Origin of the sequence: Pantoea sp. Cr_R13, assembly GCF_029222565.1 — a bacterium.
Lineage (GTDB): Bacteria > Pseudomonadota > Gammaproteobacteria > Enterobacterales > Enterobacteriaceae > Pantoea > Pantoea eucalypti.
The window spans coordinates 728,775-750,176 of record NZ_JARHXL010000013.1 but is presented as its reverse complement, the minus strand read 5'-3'; the positions used below and the strand labels follow the sequence as shown (position 1 = coordinate 750,176).

The 21,402-nt window shown below is 53.5% G+C and carries 22 protein-coding genes; 11 read left to right on the top strand and 11 right to left on the bottom strand.

What is annotated here, in order from left to right:
• The first annotated feature begins 45 nt into the window (after positions 1 to 45).
• Positions 46 to 1,581 carry a SpoVR family protein gene (locus tag P2R09_RS11210; protein WP_003852729.1) on the top strand — a complete coding sequence of 512 codons (1,536 nt, stop codon included), beginning with the start codon at positions 46 to 48 and terminating at the stop codon, positions 1,579 to 1,581.
• 60 nt (positions 1,582 to 1,641) lie between these two features.
• Here the strand turns inward: P2R09_RS11210 and fadR are convergent, their stop codons facing one another.
• A complete protein-coding gene (gene fadR / locus P2R09_RS11205) occupies positions 1,642 to 2,361 on the bottom strand; it encodes a fatty acid metabolism transcriptional regulator FadR (protein ID WP_003852726.1) in 720 nt (239 codons plus the stop codon).
• Between the two features lie 470 nt (positions 2,362 to 2,831).
• Here fadR and dsbB point away from each other — a divergent pair, with 470 nt between their 5' ends.
• The gene (gene dsbB / locus P2R09_RS11200) at positions 2,832 to 3,362 is read left to right on the top strand and encodes a disulfide bond formation protein DsbB (RefSeq protein WP_033762785.1); all 531 of its coding nucleotides are present in this window, start codon (positions 2,832 to 2,834) and stop codon (positions 3,360 to 3,362) included.
• Positions 3,363 to 3,419: 57 nt separating this feature from the next.
• Here the strand turns inward: dsbB and P2R09_RS11195 are convergent, their stop codons facing one another.
• The 3 genes from P2R09_RS11195 to P2R09_RS11185 all read right to left on the bottom strand — a co-directional run bounded on the left by P2R09_RS11195 (position 3,420) and on the right by P2R09_RS11185 (position 5,192).
• Positions 3,420 to 3,866, bottom strand: coding sequence for a YcgN family cysteine cluster protein (locus P2R09_RS11195; RefSeq protein WP_275769709.1), 447 nt, complete (start codon positions 3,864 to 3,866; stop codon positions 3,420 to 3,422).
• Positions 3,867 to 3,931: 65 nt separating this feature from the next.
• The gene (locus P2R09_RS11190) at positions 3,932 to 4,591 is read right to left on the bottom strand and encodes a fumarylacetoacetate hydrolase family protein (protein ID WP_003852721.1); all 660 of its coding nucleotides are present in this window, start codon (positions 4,589 to 4,591) and stop codon (positions 3,932 to 3,934) included.
• 325 nt (positions 4,592 to 4,916) lie between these two features.
• Positions 4,917 to 5,192, bottom strand: a complete 276-nt coding sequence (locus tag P2R09_RS11185) for a YcgL domain-containing protein (RefSeq protein ID WP_003852719.1) — start codon at positions 5,190 to 5,192, stop codon at positions 4,917 to 4,919.
• A gap of 155 nt (positions 5,193 to 5,347) precedes the next feature.
• Between P2R09_RS11185 and minC the strand changes: the two genes are divergently transcribed.
• The 3 genes from minC to minE are packed head-to-tail and all read left to right on the top strand — an operon-like array spanning position 5,348 to position 7,180.
• A complete protein-coding gene (minC, locus tag P2R09_RS11180) occupies positions 5,348 to 6,061 on the top strand; it encodes a septum site-determining protein MinC (RefSeq protein ID WP_275769702.1) in 714 nt (237 codons plus the stop codon).
• A 33-nt stretch (positions 6,062 to 6,094) separates the two neighbouring features.
• Positions 6,095 to 6,907, top strand: coding sequence for a septum site-determining protein MinD (gene minD, locus P2R09_RS11175; protein WP_003852716.1), 813 nt, complete (start codon positions 6,095 to 6,097; stop codon positions 6,905 to 6,907).
• 3 nt (positions 6,908 to 6,910) lie between these two features.
• A complete protein-coding gene (gene minE, locus P2R09_RS11170) occupies positions 6,911 to 7,180 on the top strand; it encodes a cell division topological specificity factor MinE (protein ID WP_008925314.1) in 270 nt (89 codons plus the stop codon).
• Positions 7,181 to 7,233: 53 nt separating this feature from the next.
• On the opposite strand, the gene rnd is transcribed toward minE, so the two are convergent.
• From rnd to P2R09_RS11140, 6 genes are all read right to left on the bottom strand, one after another.
• On the bottom strand, positions 7,234 to 8,355 hold the full coding sequence (rnd, locus tag P2R09_RS11165) for a ribonuclease D (RefSeq protein ID WP_154926329.1): 1,122 nt from the start codon (positions 8,353 to 8,355) through the stop codon (positions 7,234 to 7,236).
• A 97-nt stretch (positions 8,356 to 8,452) separates the two neighbouring features.
• A complete protein-coding gene (gene fadD / locus P2R09_RS11160) occupies positions 8,453 to 10,129 on the bottom strand; it encodes a long-chain-fatty-acid--CoA ligase FadD (RefSeq protein WP_275769688.1) in 1,677 nt (558 codons plus the stop codon).
• Between the two features lie 207 nt (positions 10,130 to 10,336).
• Complete coding sequence (locus tag P2R09_RS11155; RefSeq protein WP_003852709.1) at positions 10,337 to 10,933, bottom strand: Slp family lipoprotein; 597 nt, start codon at positions 10,931 to 10,933, stop codon at positions 10,337 to 10,339.
• A gap of 60 nt (positions 10,934 to 10,993) precedes the next feature.
• A complete protein-coding gene (gene tsaB, locus P2R09_RS11150; RefSeq protein WP_275769685.1) occupies positions 10,994 to 11,692 on the bottom strand; it encodes a tRNA (adenosine(37)-N6)-threonylcarbamoyltransferase complex dimerization subunit type 1 TsaB in 699 nt (232 codons plus the stop codon).
• Between the two features lie 44 nt (positions 11,693 to 11,736).
• Positions 11,737 to 13,653, bottom strand: a complete 1,917-nt coding sequence (locus tag P2R09_RS11145; protein ID WP_008925318.1) for an ATP-dependent DNA helicase — start codon at positions 13,651 to 13,653, stop codon at positions 11,737 to 11,739.
• Positions 13,654 to 14,434: 781 nt separating this feature from the next.
• Positions 14,435 to 14,602 (bottom strand): hypothetical protein, encoded by a 168-nt coding sequence (locus P2R09_RS11140; RefSeq protein WP_003852701.1) that lies wholly within the window; start codon positions 14,600 to 14,602, stop codon positions 14,435 to 14,437.
• 341 nt (positions 14,603 to 14,943) lie between these two features.
• Here P2R09_RS11140 and P2R09_RS11135 point away from each other — a divergent pair, with 341 nt between their 5' ends.
• Both P2R09_RS11135 and P2R09_RS11130 read left to right on the top strand, forming a co-directional pair.
• Positions 14,944 to 15,303, top strand: a complete 360-nt coding sequence (locus P2R09_RS11135) for a hypothetical protein (RefSeq protein WP_003852700.1) — start codon at positions 14,944 to 14,946, stop codon at positions 15,301 to 15,303.
• Between the two features lie 67 nt (positions 15,304 to 15,370).
• The gene (locus tag P2R09_RS11130; RefSeq protein WP_275769681.1) at positions 15,371 to 15,715 is read left to right on the top strand and encodes a RidA family protein; all 345 of its coding nucleotides are present in this window, start codon (positions 15,371 to 15,373) and stop codon (positions 15,713 to 15,715) included.
• Between the two features lie 12 nt (positions 15,716 to 15,727).
• Here P2R09_RS11130 and P2R09_RS11125 read toward each other — a convergent pair whose 3' ends face one another.
• A complete protein-coding gene (locus tag P2R09_RS11125) occupies positions 15,728 to 15,922 on the bottom strand; it encodes a YoaH family protein (RefSeq protein ID WP_003852697.1) in 195 nt (64 codons plus the stop codon).
• 110 nt (positions 15,923 to 16,032) lie between these two features.
• On the opposite strand from P2R09_RS11125, the gene pabB reads away from it, so the two are divergent.
• The 4 genes from pabB (at position 16,033) to P2R09_RS11105 (ending at position 21,297) form a co-directional block, all read left to right on the top strand.
• Entirely contained in the window at positions 16,033 to 17,412 is a 1,380-nt protein-coding gene (gene pabB, locus P2R09_RS11120) for an aminodeoxychorismate synthase component 1 (RefSeq protein WP_275769677.1), read from the top strand.
• Positions 17,396 to 17,959 carry a CoA pyrophosphatase gene (locus tag P2R09_RS11115; protein WP_275769675.1) on the top strand — a complete coding sequence of 188 codons (564 nt, stop codon included), beginning with the start codon at positions 17,396 to 17,398 and terminating at the stop codon, positions 17,957 to 17,959. The genes pabB and P2R09_RS11115 overlap by 17 nt, the downstream gene beginning before the upstream one ends.
• 185 nt (positions 17,960 to 18,144) lie before the next feature.
• Positions 18,145 to 19,509: an L-serine ammonia-lyase gene (locus tag P2R09_RS11110; protein WP_003852693.1), complete on the top strand. Its 1,365-nt coding sequence runs from the start codon at positions 18,145 to 18,147 to the stop codon at positions 19,507 to 19,509.
• Positions 19,510 to 19,734: 225 nt separating this feature from the next.
• A complete protein-coding gene (locus P2R09_RS11105) occupies positions 19,735 to 21,297 on the top strand; it encodes a cyclic diguanylate phosphodiesterase (protein WP_275769673.1) in 1,563 nt (520 codons plus the stop codon).
• Positions 21,298 to 21,402 lie beyond the last annotated feature (105 nt).

The following is a 21,402-nucleotide window of genomic DNA, read 5'->3' as shown; positions in this document are numbered from 1 at the left end:
CGGGTTGTCTTTCGGGTCAGCCGGTTTGCAAAAAAGAGGTGCGCTATGACGACAATCTTTGACGAAGCCATCAGAGACAGCAAACGACTCAATGACGGACCAGACTGGACATTCGAACTGCTTGATGTCTATTTAGCAGAGATCGACCGGGTGGCTAAACTCTACCGGCTTGATACCTACCCGCACCAAATCGAAGTGATCACCTCTGAACAAATGATGGATGCCTATTCCAGCGTCGGCATGCCCATCAACTATTCACACTGGTCATTCGGTAAAAAGTTTATCGAGACCGAGCAGCGTTATAAGCACGGTCAGCAGGGGCTGGCCTATGAGATTGTCATCAACTCGAATCCCTGCATCGCCTACCTGATGGAAGAGAACACCATGACCATGCAGGCGCTGGTGATGGCGCATGCCTGCTATGGCCACAACTCATTCTTCAAAAATAACTATCTGTTCCGCAGCTGGACCGATGCCGGCTCAATTGTCGATTATCTGCTGTTTGCCAAAAACTATATCAGTGACTGCGAAGAGCGCTATGGCGTCGAAGAGGTCGAGCGACTACTCGATTCCTGCCATGCCTTAATGAATTATGGCGTCGATCGCTATAAACGCCCGCAGAAGATCTCCCTGCAGGAGGAGAAGGCGCGCCAGAAAAGTCGTGAAGAGTATCTGCAAAGTCAGGTAAACACCTTGTGGCGCACGCTGCCACGACGTGAGACCGAGGCGGTGGCTTTTGAAGCCGCACGCTACCCTTCTGAGCCGCAGGAAAACCTGCTCTATTTTATGGAAAAAAACGCCCCGCTGCTGGAGTCCTGGCAGCGTGAGATCCTGCGCATCGTGCGCAAGGTGAGCCAGTATTTCTATCCGCAGAAACAGACCCAGGTGATGAATGAAGGCTGGGCAACCTTCTGGCACTACACCATCCTGAATCACCTGTATGACGAAGGCAAAGTGTCGGAACGCTTTATGATGGAGTTCCTGCACAGCCACACCAATGTGGTGTTTCAGCCGCCTTATAACAGTCAGTGGTACAACGGTATCAACCCTTACGCCTTAGGGTTTGCGATGATGCAGGATATTAAGCGTATCTGTCAGTCGCCAACGGAAGAGGACCGCTACTGGTTCCCGGATATCGCCGGTTCCGACTGGCTGGAAACACTGCATTTTGCGATGCGTGAGTTTAAGGATGAGAGTTTTATCAGCCAGTTCCTGTCGCCGAAAGTGATGCGCGATTTCCGGCTGTTCACTGTGCTGGATGATGACCGCAATAACTATCTCGAAATCGCGGCGATCCACGATGAGGCGGGTTACCGGGCGATTCGTCAGCAACTTTCCGCACAGTACAACCTGAGTAACCTTGAGCCTAACATTCAGGTTTACAACGTTGATGTGCGCGGTGACCGTTCGCTGACCCTGCGCTATGTGCCGCAGAGCCGCACGCCGCTGGATAAGAGCCGTCGCGAGGTGCTGAAGCATGTGCACCGCCTGTGGGGGTTCGATGTAATTCTGGAACAGCAGAACGAGGATGGCAGTGTGGAGCTGCTGGACCGCAATCCTCCACGCGGTTCTTCACTTTGAGGGGTCAGTTGAAGGTGACGGTTTAGAAACAAAAAACCGGACGCGATGTCCGGTTTTTTTTTAACGTTTGTTGCCGAGATCGTCAGGCAAATTTTTCTGCATGCTGTGCCAGATTTCACCGCTGCGGCGACCATAGTTGCGCACCACATCCACAATCTCATCCTGTCCTGGTTCTTTATCGCACAGCGCCAGAAGCTTTAGATAGAAATCGCGCGCGACCTGGCGAGCTTCCGGGTTAGAGAAGTAGTGACGACCAACGCGAGTATAGAGGCCTTTCAGGCCATTCAGAATTAAACCATAAATTGGGTTACCTGACGCAAATGCCAGGCCACGGAACACGCGATAATCAAGTTCGGTATAGGCATCAGCCTGATCGGCTGCGGCGCTGACTGTCTCCAGCACTTCACGTGCTTTGTCCGGATGATGGCGCAGCGCACGGCTGATAAAAATCGATGAAATGTTGCTGCGGACTGACAGCAGGTTGTCGATTAACACCGGAACGCTGTCGTGATCGAGACGAGCCAGGGTTTCCAGAATATTGAGGCCGGAGGTCTCCCAGAAATCGTTTACCCGTGTCGGTTTGCCATGCTGAATCGTCAGCCAGCCATCGCGTGCCAGTCGCTGCAGCACCTCACGCAAGGTAGTGCGCGTTACCCCAATCAGTTCAGAAAGCTCACGCTCAGCAGGAAGAATCGATCCTGGCGGAAAGCGACTGTTCCAGATGCTTTCAATAATATACTCTTCAGCAAATCCCGCGGGACTCTGAGCCTTTATAACCATAGCAATGTGTTCTCGTTGCTTTTCTCATCATGATGGGGACTCATCATACCAGACGCCCTATAGCGGATATAGCCTGCGTACTCATTAAACCGGGCGTAGTCGCATATTTCAGACTGGCTGACAATCTATTCTGCTGCCCAGAGACAACTGTCGCTAGAACAGTTTTATGCGCTTAAACAGCCTGTGTCCGCAAACAGCATAATGGCGTCCTGAATGCGTGGACTGTTCTCGCCGGATAGTTGCTGCCAGCCGTTTCACTGACTGCCTTATGCGACCCACTCTCTCCGCCTGACTGATTTCAATCGCCGTGCTGATGCGACCTCCGCGGCGATAGCCTCTGCAGATCTTCATTTAAGCTGTTCTGGATCAGAATCAGGTCATGTTTGCACACGATTTTTCCTTGCGACTGGCTGGTTTGCAAACGCTTTTGGTTTACACTGCGTGGCATTAACGTTTACAGGGAATGCAATATGTTGCGATATCTGAATCAATGTTCACGGGGGCGTGGAGCCTGGTTATTACTGGCACTGACGGCGCTTGCACTGGAATTGACGGCACTCTTTTTTCAGCATGTGATGGGCCTGAAGCCCTGCGTAATGTGTATCTATGAGCGTAATGCACTGTTTGGTGTGCTGGGTGCGGGTCTGGTGGGCGCAATTGCGCCTAAATCGCCGTTGCGTCTGGGCGCGCTGGCCTTGTGGATCTACAGTGCCTGGGAAGGACTGCGTCTCTCCTATGAACATACGATGATTCAGTTGCACCCTAACCCATTCACCACCTGTGATTTCGCCGCACGCTTCCCCAGCGGATTACCGCTGGATAAGTGGATGCCATCCGTTTTTCAGGCTACCGGTGATTGCGCTGATCGCAGCTGGACGTTCCTGACGCTCAGCATGCCACAGTGGATGATTGTGGTATTCGCCGGTTATCTGCTGGTTGCGGCGCTGGTACTGATTGCCCAGCCGCTAAAACCAAAACGTCGCGATCTCTTTAGTCGCTGAGATCAGGAAAGGCTGCCAGTGGCAGCCTTTTTTTACATCACGACCCACGCGACGCGTTTAGCCGTTGCGATCGGGGCGATCAATAATGTGATCTTCCCAATCCCGCACTTCACTCTCGCGCACGGCAATATACCTTACAGAAATACGCTTCGCGTGCATGGCGGTTTTAGAACCGGCTCGCAGCGGATGCCAGACGGGGAGATCTTTACCTTCACCCAGCAACCGGTATGCACAGGTACGCGGTAACCAGTTAAACGTGGTCAGATTTTCGCGCGTTAACTTGATGCAATCCTCTTCAAGTTCGAAGCGGCGCTCATAGTTGCGGCACTGGCAGGTTTTAATATTGAGCTGATTACAGGCGACATTGGTGAAGTAGATCTCATCGGTGTCTGCGTCCTGTAACTTGTTCAGGCAACACTGTCCACAACCATCACACAAGGATTCCCATTCCTCATCGCTCATTTGTGCCAGGCGTTTTTGTTGCCAGAAAGGGGTGTCTGTCATGATGATTTGTCCGGGTTGTGCCTAAACCGCACCTTATAAAGCCTATGCTGCGGTGATGCAAGTTTTTAGAGTACGCGCGTGCTGATGCCATGACCCGCCAGGGAGACTTCCAGCTGATCACCCGAGCGCATCGGGCCCACCCCTTCTGGCGTACCGGTCAGAATCACGTCACCGGCGCGCAGGGTAAAGTAGTGGCTCATGTGGGCAATCAGCGGCAGGATTTTATGAATCATATCTTCGGTGTTACCGTGCTGCCGCACTTCACCATTCACCACCAGTTTCAGTTCGACATTCTGCGGGTCGCCACTGAAATCTGACACCGGGATAAAACCGGAAACCGGACAGGCGTTATCGAAACCTTTGGATTTTTCCCAGGGCTGGCCTGCTTTTTTCAGCCCGGACTGCAGATCACGCAATGTCAGGTCCAGCGCCACGCCATAACCTGCAATCGCTTTAGCCACATGTGCCTCCGTCGCCTGCTTCAGCGTCCCGCCAATCAGCACGGCCAGTTCGACCTCGTGATGAACTTCGCCAAATGCGTCGGGAATAGAGAGCGGCTGGCGTAAATCACACAGCGCTGTTTCCGGCTTGATAAAGATCACCGGCTCAGTCGGGGTTGCGCTGCCCATTTCTTTAATGTGTTTTGCGTAATTACTGCCCACGCAAACCACTTTACTGACCGGAAAATCTAACAGAGCGCCTTGCCAGTTACGATGCTGATACATGCTCATCCCCTGTTCAGGTTAGGTGTGATGCCAGCGCTGCTGGCGGGTTGATGTTTGCTTTTGTGTTGATCGAAATGCCAACCTCATGGCGTGATAATAAGATCCTTTTAACGGTCCGGGGGATGGAATTTGTCAAAAAGCGTAAATGGCGGCGCTGGGGTGCTGAATAATCGTACAAATCAGGCAAAAAAAATGAGCAGGAAATTTAGGAACGGGTGAAAACGGGTGAAACAGATAAGCTGCGCCGTTAATTTTACGCAGCGTCGAGCAATATTATCCTGCCAGGATCACGCCGACAGGATTTATATTTACAGAAGAATCTGAGTTAAACTTTTTTATCAGCCTCTAAATGAATTTTTAGCAGACTTTCAATCGGCGGAGGAAGTTGCAAATAATAGCCCTGCTCACTCAATCCCTGCTTAACTTTATTGATATCTGCATTTGCCAGCCTGTCGCGGCCCGCCAGCTTTAGCACCATCGCCAACTGCGGCTTGCCAAACCCTTTCAGCAATTCTTCAGGAACGCGCGAGAAATCGTCCTTTTTTTCTACATAGAGATAAGTCTGGTCACGTAACGGGCTTCTGTAGATCACACAAAACATATTTTTTACTCGAATTAACCGGCGTTGAGGCTTGTCTGAATATAGCTGTAACTATAACATGCTTGCAGAACTTCGAATATTCACCGTTAGCGCTTCAGTGATGATTTTATCATCGCCTTGCTAACGGTAGTGAAAACAGGACTGAGTCGGGACAGATGTCGCAAACGCCAATCGAATTCAAAGGTAGCAGTTTCACCCTATCTGTCGTCCATTTGCACCACCATGACCCTGCGGTGATTCGTAAGGCACTTCAGGACAAGATTGATCAGGCTCCGGATTTCCTGAAAAACGCACCGGTTGTACTTAACGTCGCCACATTAAGTGCCGATGTCAACTGGAAACAGTTGCAGCAGGCGATTCTCGCCACCGGTTTACGTATTGTCGGCGTAAGCGGCTGCAAAAATGACGCACTGAAACGCATGATCTCCCGGGCAGGCCTGCCGGTTCTGGCAGAAGGCAAAGAGTCCAGACCGCGTGCAGAAGCGCCACCACCCGTGCCAGTTCCTGAACCGTTGCCGGTGGTCACCGAAACGGTGGCAACGAAAACGCGCATCGTGAACACGCCGGTGCGTTCAGGCCAGCAGATTTATGCGCGTGACGCTGATTTGATTATCACCAGCAGCGTCAGCGCCGGCGCCGAACTGGTCGCCGATGGCAACATTCATATTTACGGCATTATGCGCGGTCGCGCACTGGCGGGTGCCAGTGGTGACCGCAATTGCCAGATTTTTTGTACCAACCTGGCCGCCGAGCTGGTCTCGATTGCCGGAGAGTACTGGATCATGGATCAGATCCCGCAAGAATTTTTTGGTAAAGCCGCGCGTCTTTGCCTGCAGGATGGCGCGCTGACTATCCAGACACTTAATTAGGCCCCTTTTCTTTTGTTAAGGAAATCAACATTTATGGCACGCATTATTGTAGTTACATCCGGTAAAGGGGGCGTTGGTAAGACCACGTCAAGCGCGGCCATCGCCACCGGTTTAGCGCAGAAAGGCAAAAAGACGGTCGTGATCGACTTTGATATCGGTCTGCGTAATCTGGATTTGATCATGGGTTGTGAACGCCGCGTGGTTTATGACTTCGTCAACGTTATCCAGGGCGATGCCACGCTGAACCAGGCGCTGATTCGCGACAAACGCACTGAGCAACTCTACATTCTGCCCGCCTCGCAGACCCGTGATAAAGATGCGCTGACTCGCGAAGGTGTTGAAAAAGTTCTGAACGACCTGGCCGCTATGGAGTTCGATTTCATCGTCTGCGATTCACCGGCAGGGATTGAAACCGGTGCACTGATGGCGCTCTATTTTGCTGATGAAGCCATTATTACTACGAACCCGGAAGTCTCATCTGTGCGTGACTCCGACCGTATCCTCGGTATTATTTCGTCTAAATCGCGTCGTGCGGAAAACAGTCAGGATCCGGTGAAGGAGCATCTGCTGCTGACCCGCTATAACCCTGGCCGGGTTAACCGTGGCGATATGCTGAGCATGGAAGATGTGCTGGAGATTCTGCGCATTCCTCTGGTTGGCGTGATTCCTGAAGATCAATCGGTGTTACGTGCCTCTAACCAGGGTGAACCGGTGATTCTTGACGGCGAATCTGATGCTGGCAAAGCCTATGCCGATACCGTTGAACGGTTGCTCGGTGAAGTACGCCCCTTCCGCTTTATCGAAGAAGAGAAGAAGGGTTTCCTGAAACGCCTGTTCGGGGGATAAACCATGGCATTACTTGATTTCTTTTTATCCCGGAAGAAGAACACTGCCAACATAGCCAAGGAAAGGCTGCAGATTATCGTGGCAGAACGGAGAAGGGGCGACAGTGAGCCCCATTATCTTCCGCAACTTAAGCGCGACATTCTGGAAGTGATTTGCAGATATGTGAAGATCGATCCAGAAATGGTGACAGTGCAGCTCGATCAGAAAGGTGACGATATCTCGATTCTGGAGCTGAACGTAACGTTGCCGGAAACGGATGAAGTGACTAAATGACGCTGACGGTTTCCTGAATTTCCCCTGCGCTCTGGCAGGGGAAATTTTTACCGTTAACAACCCGCCAGAATCTCCTCAATGCCGGGTTTCAGCAGTTCGCCCCGCCATCCGGTCAGTAATTCCGGTTGACGCCCCTGTGGCTTAAGACCCCAGTGCTGGCTTAATACCTGATTAATCTGACGTCGTGACGCCAGTAATTCCTGACTGAACCCACTCTGCTCGCTGACCTGCTGCACCAGGGCTTTCATCGCTTTAAACACCTGCTTGTAATCAGGATGGTCGATCAGATTGCCCAGCGGAGCCGGCAGTTCACTTTCATCCAGCGCCTCTGCTTCGGCCACCAGCGCCACCAGCGTTTTACCGTGGAAACGGATTTCATGACCTGACAGTCCCAGATGATCCAGCTCACCCAGTGAACCTGGCATAAAGCGCGCGACTTTCCACAGGTGCTCTTCGCGCACAACAAAGTTAACCGCCATATCCTTTTCACGCGCCAGTTTCAGACGCCAGGCCGCCAGTCGCTGCAGTGCGGCCAGTTGACGCGGACGCAATTGCCAGGCATTGGTGATATCCCGCCAGGCTTCATCCGGCGAAAGGCTATCCAGACGACGCTGACAAAGATTGTCGCACTCACTGAGCGCCGCCGCCATGTTGCCGGCCTCTTCAGTGTTGATCATCAGCTGGCGCGCAATCGGCAGCAGATAGTGAACGTCTGCCGCCGCATATTCGCACTGACGCTGGGTCAGAGGACGTGCCAGCCAGTCGGTGCGTGATTCACTTTTATCGAGTTCGACCTGCGTGAAATGCGCCACCATTGAGGCAAAGCCCCAGGAGAGCGGCTGGCCGGAGAAGGCCGCCAGAATCTGTGTATCGATCATCGGTGTCGGCAGCACGCCGAAACGGTGCAGGAAGACTTCCAGATCTTCACCTCCGGCATGGAGGAATTTGGTGACACGGGTGTCGGTAAGCAACGCAATAAAGGGTGACCAGTCACGGATATTCAGTGGGTCAATCAGCACCAATTGGTGATCGTCGAACAGCTGGATCAGGCCAAGCTGAGGATAGTAAGTACGGGTACGGACAAATTCGGTATCCAGTGCCACCGCCGCCTGCTGGCGCGCTTTCTGACACACGTCTGCCAGTTGATCATCCTGGTCGATAAGGGAATAGTTCACGTCTGATTTCCACCGCAGCTAACAACGCGCGGCGCTCCATGTTAAAAACAATAAAAACGCCGGACATGCCGGCGTTCAACCTCAATTTTGCCCGGATTCAGCTCGCGCCGGGTTTTACCTCGTCACGCAACTCGCGCCGCAGAATCTTGCCGACGTTGGTTTTGGGCAAATCATCACGAAACTCAATGATCTTCGGCACCTTGTAGCCGGTCAACTGACGGCGGCAGTGATCAAGCACTTCTTCTTTGGTCAGTGACGCGTCTTTTTTCACGATACAGACTTTTACGGCTTCGCCAGAAAGATCGCTCGGCACACCAATTGCCGCCGCTTCACGCACTTTAGGATGCTGCATCAGCACATCTTCGATTTCATTCGGATAGACATTAAAACCGGAGACCAGAATCATATCTTTTTTGCGGTCAACGATGCGGATAAAGCCTTCCTGATCAACGGTAACAATATCACCGCTGTGGAGCCAGCCATTTTTCAGCACTTCCGCTGTCGCTTCCGGATGCTGCCAGTAGCCCAGCATCACCTGGGGACCTCTGATGCAGAGCTCACCCGGCTCACCTGGCGGCACTTCGTTGCCATCGTCATCCAGAATCCGCACGTCTGTCGAGGGCACCGGCAGGCCGATACTGCCGGTATGACAGCTGATGTCATACGGATTGACTGACACCAGCGGCGAACATTCGGTCAGGCCATAGCCTTCCAGAAGATAGTGTCCGGTTAGCTTTTCCCAGCGTTCCGCCACCACTTTCTGCACAGCCATCCCGCCACCAGCCGAAAGACGCAGCGTTGAGAAATCGAGCTTATTGAACTGCTCATCGTTGAGCAGCGCATTGAACAGCGTGTTCACGCCAGTGATAGCGGTAAACGGAAATTTACCCAGCTCCTTAACGAAGCCAGGAATATCACGCGGATTCGTGATCAGCAGATTCTGACCGCCCAGCTCCAGGAAAAGCAGGCCATTCACTGTTAAAGCGAAAATGTGATAAAGCGGCAGCGCAGTGACGACAAACTCTTTACCGTCGCGCAGCACTTTACCGTAAGTCGCGCGGGTCTGCTCCAGGTTCGCCTGCATGTTGCGATGGGTCAGCATTGCCCCTTTGGCTACGCCGGTCGTGCCGCCGGTGTACTGCAGGAAAGCGAGATCGTCATTTGAGACGGTCGGACGCTGATAATTGAGTGTGGCACCCACGTCCAGAACATGACGAAAGGAGATGGCGCCAGGAAGATGATATTTAGGCACCAGCTTCTTCACATACTTGACGATAAAGTTAACCAGCGTCGCCTTTATGGGTGCCAGCTGATCGCCCATCCGCGTCAGAATGACATGACGCACCGCGGTTTCCGCCACCACTTTTTCCAGCGTGTGGGCAAAATTCGAGACGATGACGATGGCGCTGGCACCGCTGTCATTGAGCTGATGCTTGAGTTCACGTGGCGTATAGAGCGGGTTAACGTTGACCACCACCATACCTGCGCGCAGCACACCAATCAGGGCCACCGGATACTGCAATAAGTTAGGCATCATCAGGGCCACGCGGTCACCCGCTTTCAGGCCCAGCTGCTGCTGGAGATAGGCGGCAAACGCGCGGCTCTTCTCCTCCAGCTGACGGTAACTCATCTTCTGACCCATGTTTATAAACGCGGGTTGATCAGCGTAGCGTTTTACAGCCTGCTCAAATAGATCCACCAGCGAGGTGTAACGATCTGCACTTATTTCGGCAGGCACATCTGCCGGGTAGCGTTTCAGCCAAACCTTATTCAAGGATTCACCCCGATAATTATGTTGTATTTCCATCGCTGCCTCAGCCAATCTGTTTTGTTAACAATATTTTAACTGATTGTACCAGTTTGCCTGGTTTGGCATGTTGAGGTTGCGAAGTGCATCACTAAATTTCGTGCAGCGAAAACAGGCAAATAAAAAGCCCGGCAGCGAGCACCGCAACCGGGCTGGATATCACCTTTCTCACCGTTACTCGGTCAGTATGGTTTGCACCTCAGTCGGGCCACTGTTAACCATACCCCAGTAAGGATTTGGGCCCCAGTAGCCGCCGCGATGACGAGTCGGACCATACCAGATCCAGGGATCCATTGGCTGAGGCGGTGCTGTTACCTGTTGCGCGAGACGCCAGCGCTGGTAACCTCGTACATCAATAACGGCAAATTTATAATCTGCCTCACCAATTTTGCCCTGCTCCGTTCCCTTCAGCGTACCCAGCACAGTGACATACTGGTTTCTGACATCCACTGGATCAACAAAGCCGTGGATATCGGCATAAATCCGCCCGACCGACGCCGCCCCCAGACGCGGTCTGGCGCTATCGTCCAGCGGCTGGGCAGCAATCTCAAGCCGGGTTTTGCCGTTCAGATTAGTGACATTCACGACCTTGCCGCCAAAGCGAGATTCCTGCCCGACGAAGATCGAAGGATCGCTCATGACCCGCAACAAATCCTGCTGCGGCTGAGGCGAGCTGCCCTGCAGTGTGTCGGGAATCGAGACACAACCGGTTAACGCCAGCACACAGGTCAGCAGCAGACCTGAAAGCCCTTTACCACACATTGACGACATAGACGTTCTCCCGTTAGGTAAAGACTTAGACTGGACGCATAACAATAAGTTGCGTGCATTTTACCGGCCAGGTAATTTTTTCCAGGCGACTTCATTACGCAGATAAGTAGGCTCCGCCGTCTCCGGCAGCAGCGTGTTCCCCTGCGCCAGTGCACGCATCGCCAGCGGCAGCATATCCTGAGCGGCAGGCAGCATGACCTCACTGGCAATCAGCGTCAGTTCATGTCCCTGCTGCAGGCCAGGATAAGCCTGCCAGCCGGTGCCAGCGGTCATCCATTCTCCAGAGAGCGCCTGCATGCGTGCCAGTGCCGCTTCCGGCGACAACACACTTTCGCTGGCTTCGCCCTGCCAGGCACCGTGCTCATCACGCTGATATTCGGCCCAATAGACTTCGCCCATCCGCGCGTCAATCGCTGTTAATACCCGGGTTGCCCCGTGAAGGCGCCATGCGCCTTCCGCCAGCGTTGCAAGGGTAGAAACCGCGATCATCGGCAGTGCTGCGCCCAGTGCAAGGCCCTGCGCAATGCCAATGCCAATGCGTACGCCAGTAAAACTGCCCGGGCCGCGACCAAAGGCGAGCGCGTCCAGTTCGGTCAGTTCCAGCTGCTGCGCCAGCAGGAGCTCTTCGACCAGCGGTAAAATACGCTGGGTATGATCACGCGGGGCGATCTCGAATCGGGCATCAATCTGTTGCTGATTCAGCAGGGCTGCTGAACAGGCTTCTGTCGCCGTATCCAGCGCTAAAATTCGGGCTGACATGACCACCTCAGAAGAAAGAAAACGGCGCGCATATTAGCATAAAATTATGCGTCTGGTTCGGGTTGCTGACGGATAAAGGCGATGGCACGATCAATGTCCCGGGTGCGCGGCGTAGGTGGCAGGCTGTTGAGAAACAACGCGCCATAAGGACGTGATACCAGCCGCTGATCGCAAATCACCAGCACACCCCGATCATCCGTATCACGGATCAACCGCCCCACCCCCTGCTTCAGCGTGATGACGGCATCCGGTAGCTGCACATCCGTGAAGGGATCGCCGCCACGAATCCGGCAATCTTCCATTCTGGCTTTTAACAGGGGATCTTCCGGCGAGGTGAACGGCAGTTTATCGATAATGACCAGCGACAGCGCATCACCCCGCACATCAACCCCTTCCCAGAAACTGCTGGTCGCCACCAGCAGGGCGTTGCCTTTGTCGATGAACTGTTTCAGTAACTGACCTTTGCTGGTTTCACCCTGTACCAGCACAGGCAGGGTCATTGAGGCGCGAAACTCTGCCGCCAGTTCACGCATCATCAGGTGCGATGTGCAGAGGAAGAAACAGCGGCCTTTGTTGGCATCGATCAGCGGTTTCATCATCGCGGCCAGCTGGCGGGCGCCGCCGGGACGGTTAGGCTCAGGCAGATTGCGCGGCACGCAGAGCAGTGCCTGCTTCGCAAAGTCAAACGGGCTATTCAGAATCAGGCTCTTTGCCGCATTCACACCCAGTCGTTCGGCGAAATGGGCCATTTTCTCATCCACCGCCAGGGTGGCCGAGGTGAAGATCCACGCCGCTTTACGGTTGTCCATCACTTCCCGGAAGCGTTCAGCGACCGAGAGCGGCGTCAGCGCCAGAATAAAATGACGCGACGTACATTCATACCAGTAGCTGTAGCCCGGCTCGTTAATCGCCCGTAACCGTTTTAAGCGGGTACGGTAAAGCGCGGCGCGCTCAAAGGCGGCATCCAGCAGAGCTGAACGCCCCAGCGAGAGTTTGATAACGTCGTAACAGAGCTCCAGCGCATCGTCCAGCAGCGTGAACATGCGCAGTATCTGGTTATCGCTCAGCAGTTCGCGCAAATTACCGCGATAACCCGGATCGCCTAATGACAGGCGGAAGTCCTGTGCGCATTGCGCCAGTCGGTCAGCTGATTTCTGCAGTTGCTGGGCGTCTCGCACTTCCGTGCGGTAGGCGGTAATAATATCTTTGGCCAGATCGAGTAACTGACGGCTGGAGAGCTGCTGACCAAAATACTGGCTGGCGATATCGGGCAACTGATGGGCTTCATCGAAGATCATCACATCAGCCTCGGGAATCAGTTCGCCAAAACCCCCCTCTTTTACCACCAGGTCGGCAAGAAAGAGATGGTGGTTAACGACCACCACATCTGCGTCCATGGCGCGCTTACGTGCCATGACCACAAAACACTCTTTATAGCGCGGACAATCCGTGCCCAGGCAGTTGTCGTTGGTGCTGGTCACCAGCGGCCAGATCGGGCTATCTTCAGTCACACCCGCACAGCTGCTGATATCGCCATCTTTTGTCTGTGATGACCAACTGCGCAGCGTCACCAGATCGGTTAGCGCCTGCACGGTCAGCTCACCGCCGGCCATCGACTGCTGTTCCATGCGTTCCAGGCAGAGATAGTTAGATCGCCCTTTCAGCAAGGCCGTTTTCCCTTTGAACTTCAGTGCCTTAATCATGGTGGGCAGATCGCGGCCATAAAGCTGATCCTGCAGCGCTTTTGAGCCGGTGGAGACAATGACTTTTTTTCCGGCCCGCAAGGCGGGTGCCAGGTAAGCATAGGTTTTGCCGGTGCCGGTGCCGGCTTCAACCACCAGTTCACCCTGCTGTTTTACGGCTTCAGATACCGCCTGCGCCATCTCACGTTGTGCTTCACGCGGTTTAAAACCCGCGATCGCCAACGCCAGTGCGCCATCCACTGCAAAATCGTCTGCCACATACCCTCTCTAAGAACGGCAAAAACACTGTAATTATGTCAGTATTGGATCAACAAATCAAAATCGTTAAATATCAATAGGTTGTGATTTTAGCCGTTTCAGGTGCGGCGGTACGTGACCCGAAAGTACGATAACAAAACCTGAAATTTTACCGCTTAATTAAATACCCTCCTGAATAAGCTAATTAATAACAGGGACATTATTCCATTCGCTTTTTAATCTGTAAGGCGATAAACCGCCGTGCATCCGCGCAGGAATCAATAAGGGTTTTCATCGATATGAATGTCAGTAAGACTAATGACTGAAGGATTTTATGCGGGCAGTTTATCTGAATAACCCGAGCGGTCAGAAGGTCATCACCAAGGCGTTGTTTAGCCAGATTCCAGCAACCCGGGTAAAGCTGAAAAGGCGCGGAGAGAAGTGAGTCAATGAGACCGGTGTAGAAACCGCAAAACTGCGCGACTGGCGGTTTTGCGGTGTGAGTCAGAATTCAGAAGAAATAGAGGTCGTCAGACAACCGTTTCAAACGCCTAAACATCCTTTTCTAAGGGATCGTTTTCCTCATCCTCTTCTTCATCTTCCGGATAGATCTCAGCATCATCTGGCAGCGGTTCATCGTAATCAGGACGTTCAGACATAATTACCTCCGGTGATAAATAGCAAGGCTGCTATTTCAACTGATCATAGTTAACCCTCACTGGAGGCCGCACACTTTCCACCTGAAATGTGAACCAAACGTGAATTCACTGTAATGGACTGAAAACAGCCCAACCGCACCTTGCTAATGATGCAGGTACAGTGCACCCGCCAGCATGATGATGAACAGCACTGCAAAGGTAACAAATCCCTGCTTACTGCCTTTGGATAACCCCACAAATGCCGCGATAACAATAAACAGCAGCGTCAGTGCGCCAGCCATTACCCAAAAAAGATACTGCGTATTCGCCATGCTTTAATCCTCAACCTGTGGCGCAATCTCATGACTGATTTATAACATTTTTAAGCCGCCAGTTCCCCTAATTCCGTGTTTCTTACCCCCTGTCAGCGCTAACAGCAGGCGCGATTAAGGACACCTCATTATCAGCGCAGTTAGCGCCACAGTGTGATGCAGTTATCAAATGCAAATGAACACATCAGGTAATGAAAAGGCAGGATTATAATGATTAAATCAGCTTACTGTTGGGATGTGGCACCCGTAGGCTGATGTGCTGAGACTGGCTTAACATTGCCCTTCAGGTGATGTTTCGCAGATGGCTAAACCCGGCTGCCTGCTTCAGGCGGAGGAACATCATGAATTATGTCCGCATCGGATCTCTGGCTGGCGTACTGCTGCTTTGCGGCTGCCAGGCACCTACCCCTGATCAGGCTCGTCTGCAGCAACCCGTTTTCCAGGGCCAAAGCGCCCGCACCGTCCCTCAGCTCAGCGACTGTATTTATCGCGGCTGGTCCACCACCAGCGTCATTGCACGGGATAACACCACTCATACCCAGCCGAACGGCAGTGAGATCAGCGTCTTTACCTGGGAAGATTCTATTTTTGCGGATGTTTCGCCCCGCCGAAAAGGTGCTGATGTGAAATATTTCACCACCTTCCGGATGTCCCCGGAAGTGATGGCCGACAGACAGGCGATTGTTGAGCGCTGCCTGTAAAGCGTAAGAGGTGACAGCGATATCAGGAGTGTGCCAGGCTAATGCGCAATTAACCAGGGAGAAACCGATGAGTATTACCCGCATTGACCCGGAACATCGTATGTCCGAAGCCGTCATTCATAACGACACAATCTATTACACCAGTGTGCCTGAAAATCTGGATGCCGACGCAGAAGCACAGACCGCCAATGCGCTGGCGGTGATTGACGCCACTCTAACCCGGCTCGGTAGCGATAAAAGTAAAATTCTGGATGCGACGCTGTTCCTGGTAGATAAAGCCGATTTTCCCGCCATGAATCGCGCCTGGGATGCCTGGGTTTCGCCGGGCAATGCGCCGGTGCGCTGTACGGTTCAGGCCGGTCTGCTAAATCCAAAGTACAAGATCGAAATTAAAATTATCGCTGCACGTTAATAAACCCGGGCGTTACTCTTCTTCGTTTTCGTCATCTTCGTCTTCGAATAACGCCCGAATACGTTCGCCCTTGTGATTTTCGCGGATTTCCTGCGCCACCTGGGCGATTGCTTCACCGCTCGATAGCCCGCCTGCCATCAGCGCCTGAATACGTTCGACGGCCTGTTGTTGTTGCTCATGAGAGAGAGCCGGTAATCCAATAAACATTTTTTACTCCTGCGTTGGGTCGGACAGTATCCCACGTGGAACTAACAGGTGCCAGTGAGGAAAAAATATGTCAGTCTGAGCGCCTCTTAGCTTTCTGATTTGTCTGCCCGATGATTGTTGAAACCCTCACGCTTGATTATACCCCCGATGCGCTGACTCAGCGTTTCGCCACCCTTGCCCATCTGCCCTGGGCGATGCTGCTCTCCTCCGCGCAGGCCAGCCACAGTGACAACCGTTTTGATCTTCTGACCGCCGATCCCCGCGCCACCCTGGTGACCCGCGGCGCAATCACGTCGCTCAGCGACCCAACCGGTACGACCGAATCAACCGCCGATCCCCTGTTGCTGGTGCAGCAACAGTGTGATGCGCTGGGCGTCACACCTGCATCCAGCGAGGCGCTGCCGTTTCAGGGCGGTGCACTGGGCCTGTTTGGTTATGACCTGGGCCGCCGGTTTGAGTCCCTGCCGCAGCGGGCTGCAGCCGATCTCACTACGCCTGACATGGCGGCAGGAATCTATGACTGGGCATTGATTGCCGACCATCATCAGCAAACCCTCACGCTCGTGGCGTTGAGTAATGTTGAAGAACGTGCCGCCTGGCTGGCACAGTGGCCTGTACGCGAAACTGTACCCTTTTCGCTGACAAGCCGCTGGCGCTCTAATATGAGCTATGCCGAATACGCCGCGCGCTTTGCCGCCGTTCAGGCTTATATTCAAGCCGGTGACTGTTATCAGGTAAACCTGGCACAGCGTTTTCAGGCGGGTTATCAGGGTGATGAGTGGCAGGCATTCACTCTCCTCAATGCGGCTAACCGCGCACCCTTTAGCGCGTTTCTGCGGCTGCCTGACAGTGCAATTCTCAGCCTGTCGCCAGAACGCTTCCTGTCGCTGAATAGCAAGCAGATTGAAACTCGCCCCATTAAAGGGACCCGGCCACGCTGTGACGACCCGATTGCCGACGCACAACAGGCGGAGTCGTTGCGCCATGCGGAGAAAGATCGGGCTGAGAATCTGATGATTGTTGATTTGCTGCGCAACGATATTGGCCGTGTGGCGCGACCCGGTTCGGTTACGGTGCCAGAGCTGTTTGTGGTTGAACCCTTCCCCGCCGTGCATCATCTGGTGAGCACGGTGCGGGCGCAGCTACCTGACAGCCTACAGGCCACTGATTTACTGCGCGCCTGTTTTCCTGGCGGCTCGATAACCGGTGCACCTAAGATTCGGGCAATGGAGATTATTGATGAGCTGGAACCGCAGCGCCGCAATGCCTGGTGCGGCAGCATCGGCTATATCAGCCTGTGTGGCCGGATGGATACCAGCATCACGATTCGCACGCTGATCGCCGAAGGCCAGCAACTCTACTGCTCTGCCGGTGGCGGATTGGTGGCTGACAGCGATCCGGAAGCGGAGTATCAGGAAACGCTTGATAAAGTCAGCCGGATCTTACCGGCACTTGAGCAGGCAGGAGGTTCAGTTGGCACTGACGATTGATGTTTTTCGCAGCCGTTTTTTATTGCAGCAACCCGCCCGCAGCACCCAGCGTCTTTCAGGACGTCATGCTGCGGTGCTGGTGCCCATTGTGGCCCGTCCTGAGCCGGGTTTATTACTGACGCAGCGTTCAAAGGCCCTGCGCAAGCACGCCGGACAGGTCGCCTTTCCCGGTGGGATGCAGGATGACACCGACGCCTCACTGATCAACACAGCACTACGTGAAGCGCAGGAAGAGGTCGGCATCGATCCGCAGCAGGTCGAAATACTGGGCGCGCTGCCTGCCGTCACCAGCAGCACCGGCTTCCAGGTCACGCCCGTGCTGGGCATTATTCCGGCCGATTTACGACTTACTCTTAACACCGATGAAGTAAGCAGTGCTTTTGAGATGCCGCTGGCCGAAGCTTTGCAGCTAAGCCGCTACAGCGCGCTGGAGGTGCATCGGGCCGGTGTACGCCATCCGGTCTGGCTCTCGCGCTATCAGGATTATCTGGTGTGGGGCATGACCGCCGGTATCATCCGTTCATTGAGCACCCAGATCGCCTTCTGAAACCTTTTTGTCTGTTTTTTCCTCAGGTGCTCACCAGCGACCTGCCGGGCTGCGCTATAATTTTTTCTATCGTTTTAGATAAGTTTATTTCATGCGAAAAAGCGCTCTTTTCTGGTGCATGACTATTACTATGGGCGCCATAAACTGCCCCGGCAGACTGAGAATAATTGTGAGGAGTGTCACCTGTGATTAGTGTTTTCGACATGTTCAAAGTGGGCATCGGCCCATCGAGTTCGCATACTGTCGGCCCGATGAAAGCGGGTAAACAGTTTGTGGATTTGCTGTGCGAACAGGAAAAGCTTCAGGAGGTGACCCGAATCGCCGTAGATGTCTATGGTTCTCTGTCTCTGACCGGCAAAGGCCACCACACTGATATCGCGATTATCATGGGTCTGGCAGGTGAATCGCCCGATACCGTGGATATTGATGCGATACCCGCGTTTATTAAAGATGTCGAACAGCGTGAGCGTCTGCTGCTGGCGAAAGGCGCGCATGAAGTCGATTTTCCGCGCGAAGGCGGTATGGTGTTCCGTAGCGAGAACCTCTCGCTGCATGAAAATGGTCTGCGTCTGCTGGCGTTTGCAGGTGACCTGCTGATTCTGTCGAAGACCTATTACTCCGTTGGCGGCGGTTTCATCGTTGATGAAGAGCACTTTGGGCAGTCGGCACTGGATGAAGTGTCAGTGCCATGGCCGTTTCATTCCGCTAAAGATCTGCTGGCGCACTGCCATGAGACCGGCCTCTCCCTCTCAGGCCTGGTGATGAAAAATGAGCTGGCGCTTCACAGCCGCGATGAGATCTATGCCTATTTCACCGATATCTGGCAGACGATGCAGGCCTGTATCGATCGCGGTCTGAATACCGAAGGTGTGTTGCCCGGACCGCTGCGCGTACCACGTCGTGCTGCCTCACTGCGTCGCCTCCTGACCTCCTCCACTAAGCACTCCAGTGACCCGATGATTGTTATCGACTGGATTAATATGTATGCGCTGGCCGTCAACGAAGAGAACGCCGCAGGCGGTCGTGTCGTCACCGCACCTACAAACGGTGCCTGTGGCATCGTGCCGGCAGTGCTGGCTTATTACGATCACTTTATCGAGCCGGTGACCCCCGATATTTTCCTGCGCTATTTCCTTGCCTCCGGCGCCATTGGCGTACTGTACAAAATGAACGCATCTATTTCCGGTGCGGAAGTGGGTTGCCAGGGTGAAGTGGGTGTGGCCTGTTCCATGGCGGCGGCCGGTCTGGCCGAGTTGCTGGGCGGCAGTCCTGAGCAAGTCTGCGTGGCCGCTGAAATCGGCATGGAGCACAATCTGGGACTAACCTGTGACCCGGTCGCCGGTCAGGTTCAGGTGCCCTGCATTGAGCGCAATGCTATCGCCTCAGTTAAAGCCATTAACGCGGCGCGAATGGCACTTCGTCGCACCAGCGAACCTCGCGTCTCGCTGGATAAGGTTATTGAGACGATGTATGAAACGGGCAAAGATATGAACGCTAAATACCGCGAAACCTCACGCGGCGGTCTGGCAATTAAAGTGCAGTGTGATTGAACGAAACGTTTAAATGTTTAAATAACGTTCAACTGTAATAAAATCCGCATCCTGCGCTATCTCAGCGCAGGTTTTAACGGTAGAGTGTTTTCCGCGCAGCCGTCCGGCTTTCGTCGCTTTCCAGACCCGCTTTTCTGCATTTCGGCCTCAATTTTGATCTGGCCGTGCCGATACTAACCCCGTAATTTTTTGCTTTATTCTGGCTTTTTGGGAAGGTGGATACTGATGTTTATGGCCCAGCAATTTGTTGGACAATTCAGACGCAAGCGTTTGCTCATAGCATTCTCAATCGCCATCGTGGTCATGATATTGACGCTGGCCTTTCGCTATTTTGAAGAAAAGTCACGTATCGAACGTCAGGCAATGGATTTCGCCAATAAAGCGATTATGCGGTTTGACCGGATGTTTTCGCCGCTGGAAGTTTCCGCGAATAATACGCTGGGCCTCGTGGGTGTACCCTGCAACGATGTTCGTTTTCCACTTATCGAAAAAATCTCTTCTCTGCAGACGCTCCGGGCGATTCTGCTGGTGGATAACGATGTGCTTTACTGCTCCAGTGTTTATGGACCTCGCGCGATTCCTTTTAGCCAGACTTATCCTGACCTTGCCTATAACGGCGAGCGTATGACGCTCTCAACCGATGATTACCTGCTCAAAGGCTCACCAATTTTAATGTTGTGGACGCCAAAAAGCCCGGATAACCGCTCAGGCATTTTGCAGGTAATTAACATCGAAATGATGAGCAATTATCTGCTGGAGCCGCAGTTACCCTGGGTTGAACGCGCCGTGTTTAACGTTAACGGACAGAGCCTGGAGTATGGTAATCCGTTGATCGAGTCTACAGTCGCTGCAGACGATGAGGTGAGCTATGAACAAGGCTCGCTGCGCTATCCATTCACGCTTACACTCTATGGCCCCTCTCCTACCCGATCGGCGCTGGCAACGCTTCCCTCACAGCTGCCGCTGGCAGTGCTGCTGAGCCTGCTTATGGGCTATATCATCTGGCTGGCAACCGCAAATCGTATGAGCCTGAGCTGGCAAATCAGTTATGGGATTACCGCCCGCGAGTTTATGGTTTATTGCCAGCCACTGATCAATAGCAAAAGTAGTCAGTGCGACGGTATTGAGATACTGATGCGCTGGCATAATGCCCGTCAGGGCTGGATTGCACCGGATGTTTTTATTCCGCTGGCTGAGCGCCAGAATCTGATCAAGCCGCTGACGCGCTTTGTGCTGAATGAAGTGGTGAGTCAGCTACCGCTCTTGCCCACGGATCCCGCCTTCCATATCGCTATCAACGTGGCTGCCAGTCATTTCCGGGACGGCGCAATTATTGAAGATCTGCAAAAGCTGTGGTGGCCCGCCTCGCCAGTGCCGACACTGATGGTGGAGCTCACCGAGCGGGATGCACTCCCGGTAGTGGATCAATCGGTCATTGCGCAGCTGCACGAGATCGGCGTTCAGCTGGCGATTGATGACTTCGGCACCGGTCATAGTTCACTCTCCTATCTGAAAGACCTGCAGCCCGACGTGCTGAAAATAGACAAAATTTTCACAGCAGCTATCGGCACTGACGCCATCAACGCGACGGTAACGGATATGGTGATTTCGCTGGCCCAGCGCCTGAACATCCGTCTGGTCGCTGAGGGCGTAGAAACGGCTGAACAGGCGGCTTATCTGCGTGAACGCGGTGTGGATTACCTTCAGGGCTACTTTTTTGCCCGTCCGATGCCCCTGCAGGATTTTCCGGCCTGGCTGATATTGCATCAGGCGGATGCCAGCAGATAAGCACCGCGTCAAAGTCCCTGCGCCCTGCCTGATTACGCGACTTCACAGATAAAAAAAAGCCGCGGCATCAAAGCAGCGGCTGACGGAAAAATTCAGCGCCGCCGA

What these genes read in the sequence shown, in the direction of transcription:
- P2R09_RS11210 (WP_003852729.1), top strand. Translation starts at nt 46, where the DNA reads ATGACGACAATCTTTGACGAAGCCATCAGAGACAGCAAACGACTCAAT.
- fadR (WP_003852726.1), bottom strand. Translation starts at nt 2,361, where the DNA reads ATGGTTATAAAGGCTCAGAGTCCCGCGGGATTTGCTGAAGAGTATATT.
- dsbB (WP_033762785.1), top strand. Translation starts at nt 2,832, where the DNA reads ATGTTGCGATATCTGAATCAATGTTCACGGGGGCGTGGAGCCTGGTTA.
- P2R09_RS11195 (WP_275769709.1), bottom strand. Translation starts at nt 3,866, where the DNA reads ATGACAGACACCCCTTTCTGGCAACAAAAACGCCTGGCACAAATGAGC.
- P2R09_RS11190 (WP_003852721.1), bottom strand. Translation starts at nt 4,591, where the DNA reads ATGTATCAGCATCGTAACTGGCAAGGCGCTCTGTTAGATTTTCCGGTC.
- P2R09_RS11185 (WP_003852719.1), bottom strand. Translation starts at nt 5,192, where the DNA reads ATGTTTTGTGTGATCTACAGAAGCCCGTTACGTGACCAGACTTATCTC.
- minC (WP_275769702.1), top strand. Translation starts at nt 5,348, where the DNA reads ATGTCGCAAACGCCAATCGAATTCAAAGGTAGCAGTTTCACCCTATCT.
- minD (WP_003852716.1), top strand. Translation starts at nt 6,095, where the DNA reads ATGGCACGCATTATTGTAGTTACATCCGGTAAAGGGGGCGTTGGTAAG.
- minE (WP_008925314.1), top strand. Translation starts at nt 6,911, where the DNA reads ATGGCATTACTTGATTTCTTTTTATCCCGGAAGAAGAACACTGCCAAC.
- P2R09_RS11155 (WP_003852709.1), bottom strand. Translation starts at nt 10,933, where the DNA reads ATGTCGTCAATGTGTGGTAAAGGGCTTTCAGGTCTGCTGCTGACCTGT.
- tsaB (WP_275769685.1), bottom strand. Translation starts at nt 11,692, where the DNA reads ATGTCAGCCCGAATTTTAGCGCTGGATACGGCGACAGAAGCCTGTTCA.
- P2R09_RS11140 (WP_003852701.1), bottom strand. Translation starts at nt 14,602, where the DNA reads ATGGCGAATACGCAGTATCTTTTTTGGGTAATGGCTGGCGCACTGACG.
- P2R09_RS11135 (WP_003852700.1), top strand. Translation starts at nt 14,944, where the DNA reads ATGAATTATGTCCGCATCGGATCTCTGGCTGGCGTACTGCTGCTTTGC.
- P2R09_RS11130 (WP_275769681.1), top strand. Translation starts at nt 15,371, where the DNA reads ATGAGTATTACCCGCATTGACCCGGAACATCGTATGTCCGAAGCCGTC.
- P2R09_RS11125 (WP_003852697.1), bottom strand. Translation starts at nt 15,922, where the DNA reads ATGTTTATTGGATTACCGGCTCTCTCTCATGAGCAACAACAACAGGCC.
- pabB (WP_275769677.1), top strand. Translation starts at nt 16,033, where the DNA reads ATGATTGTTGAAACCCTCACGCTTGATTATACCCCCGATGCGCTGACT.
- P2R09_RS11105 (WP_275769673.1), top strand. Translation starts at nt 19,735, where the DNA reads ATGTTTATGGCCCAGCAATTTGTTGGACAATTCAGACGCAAGCGTTTG.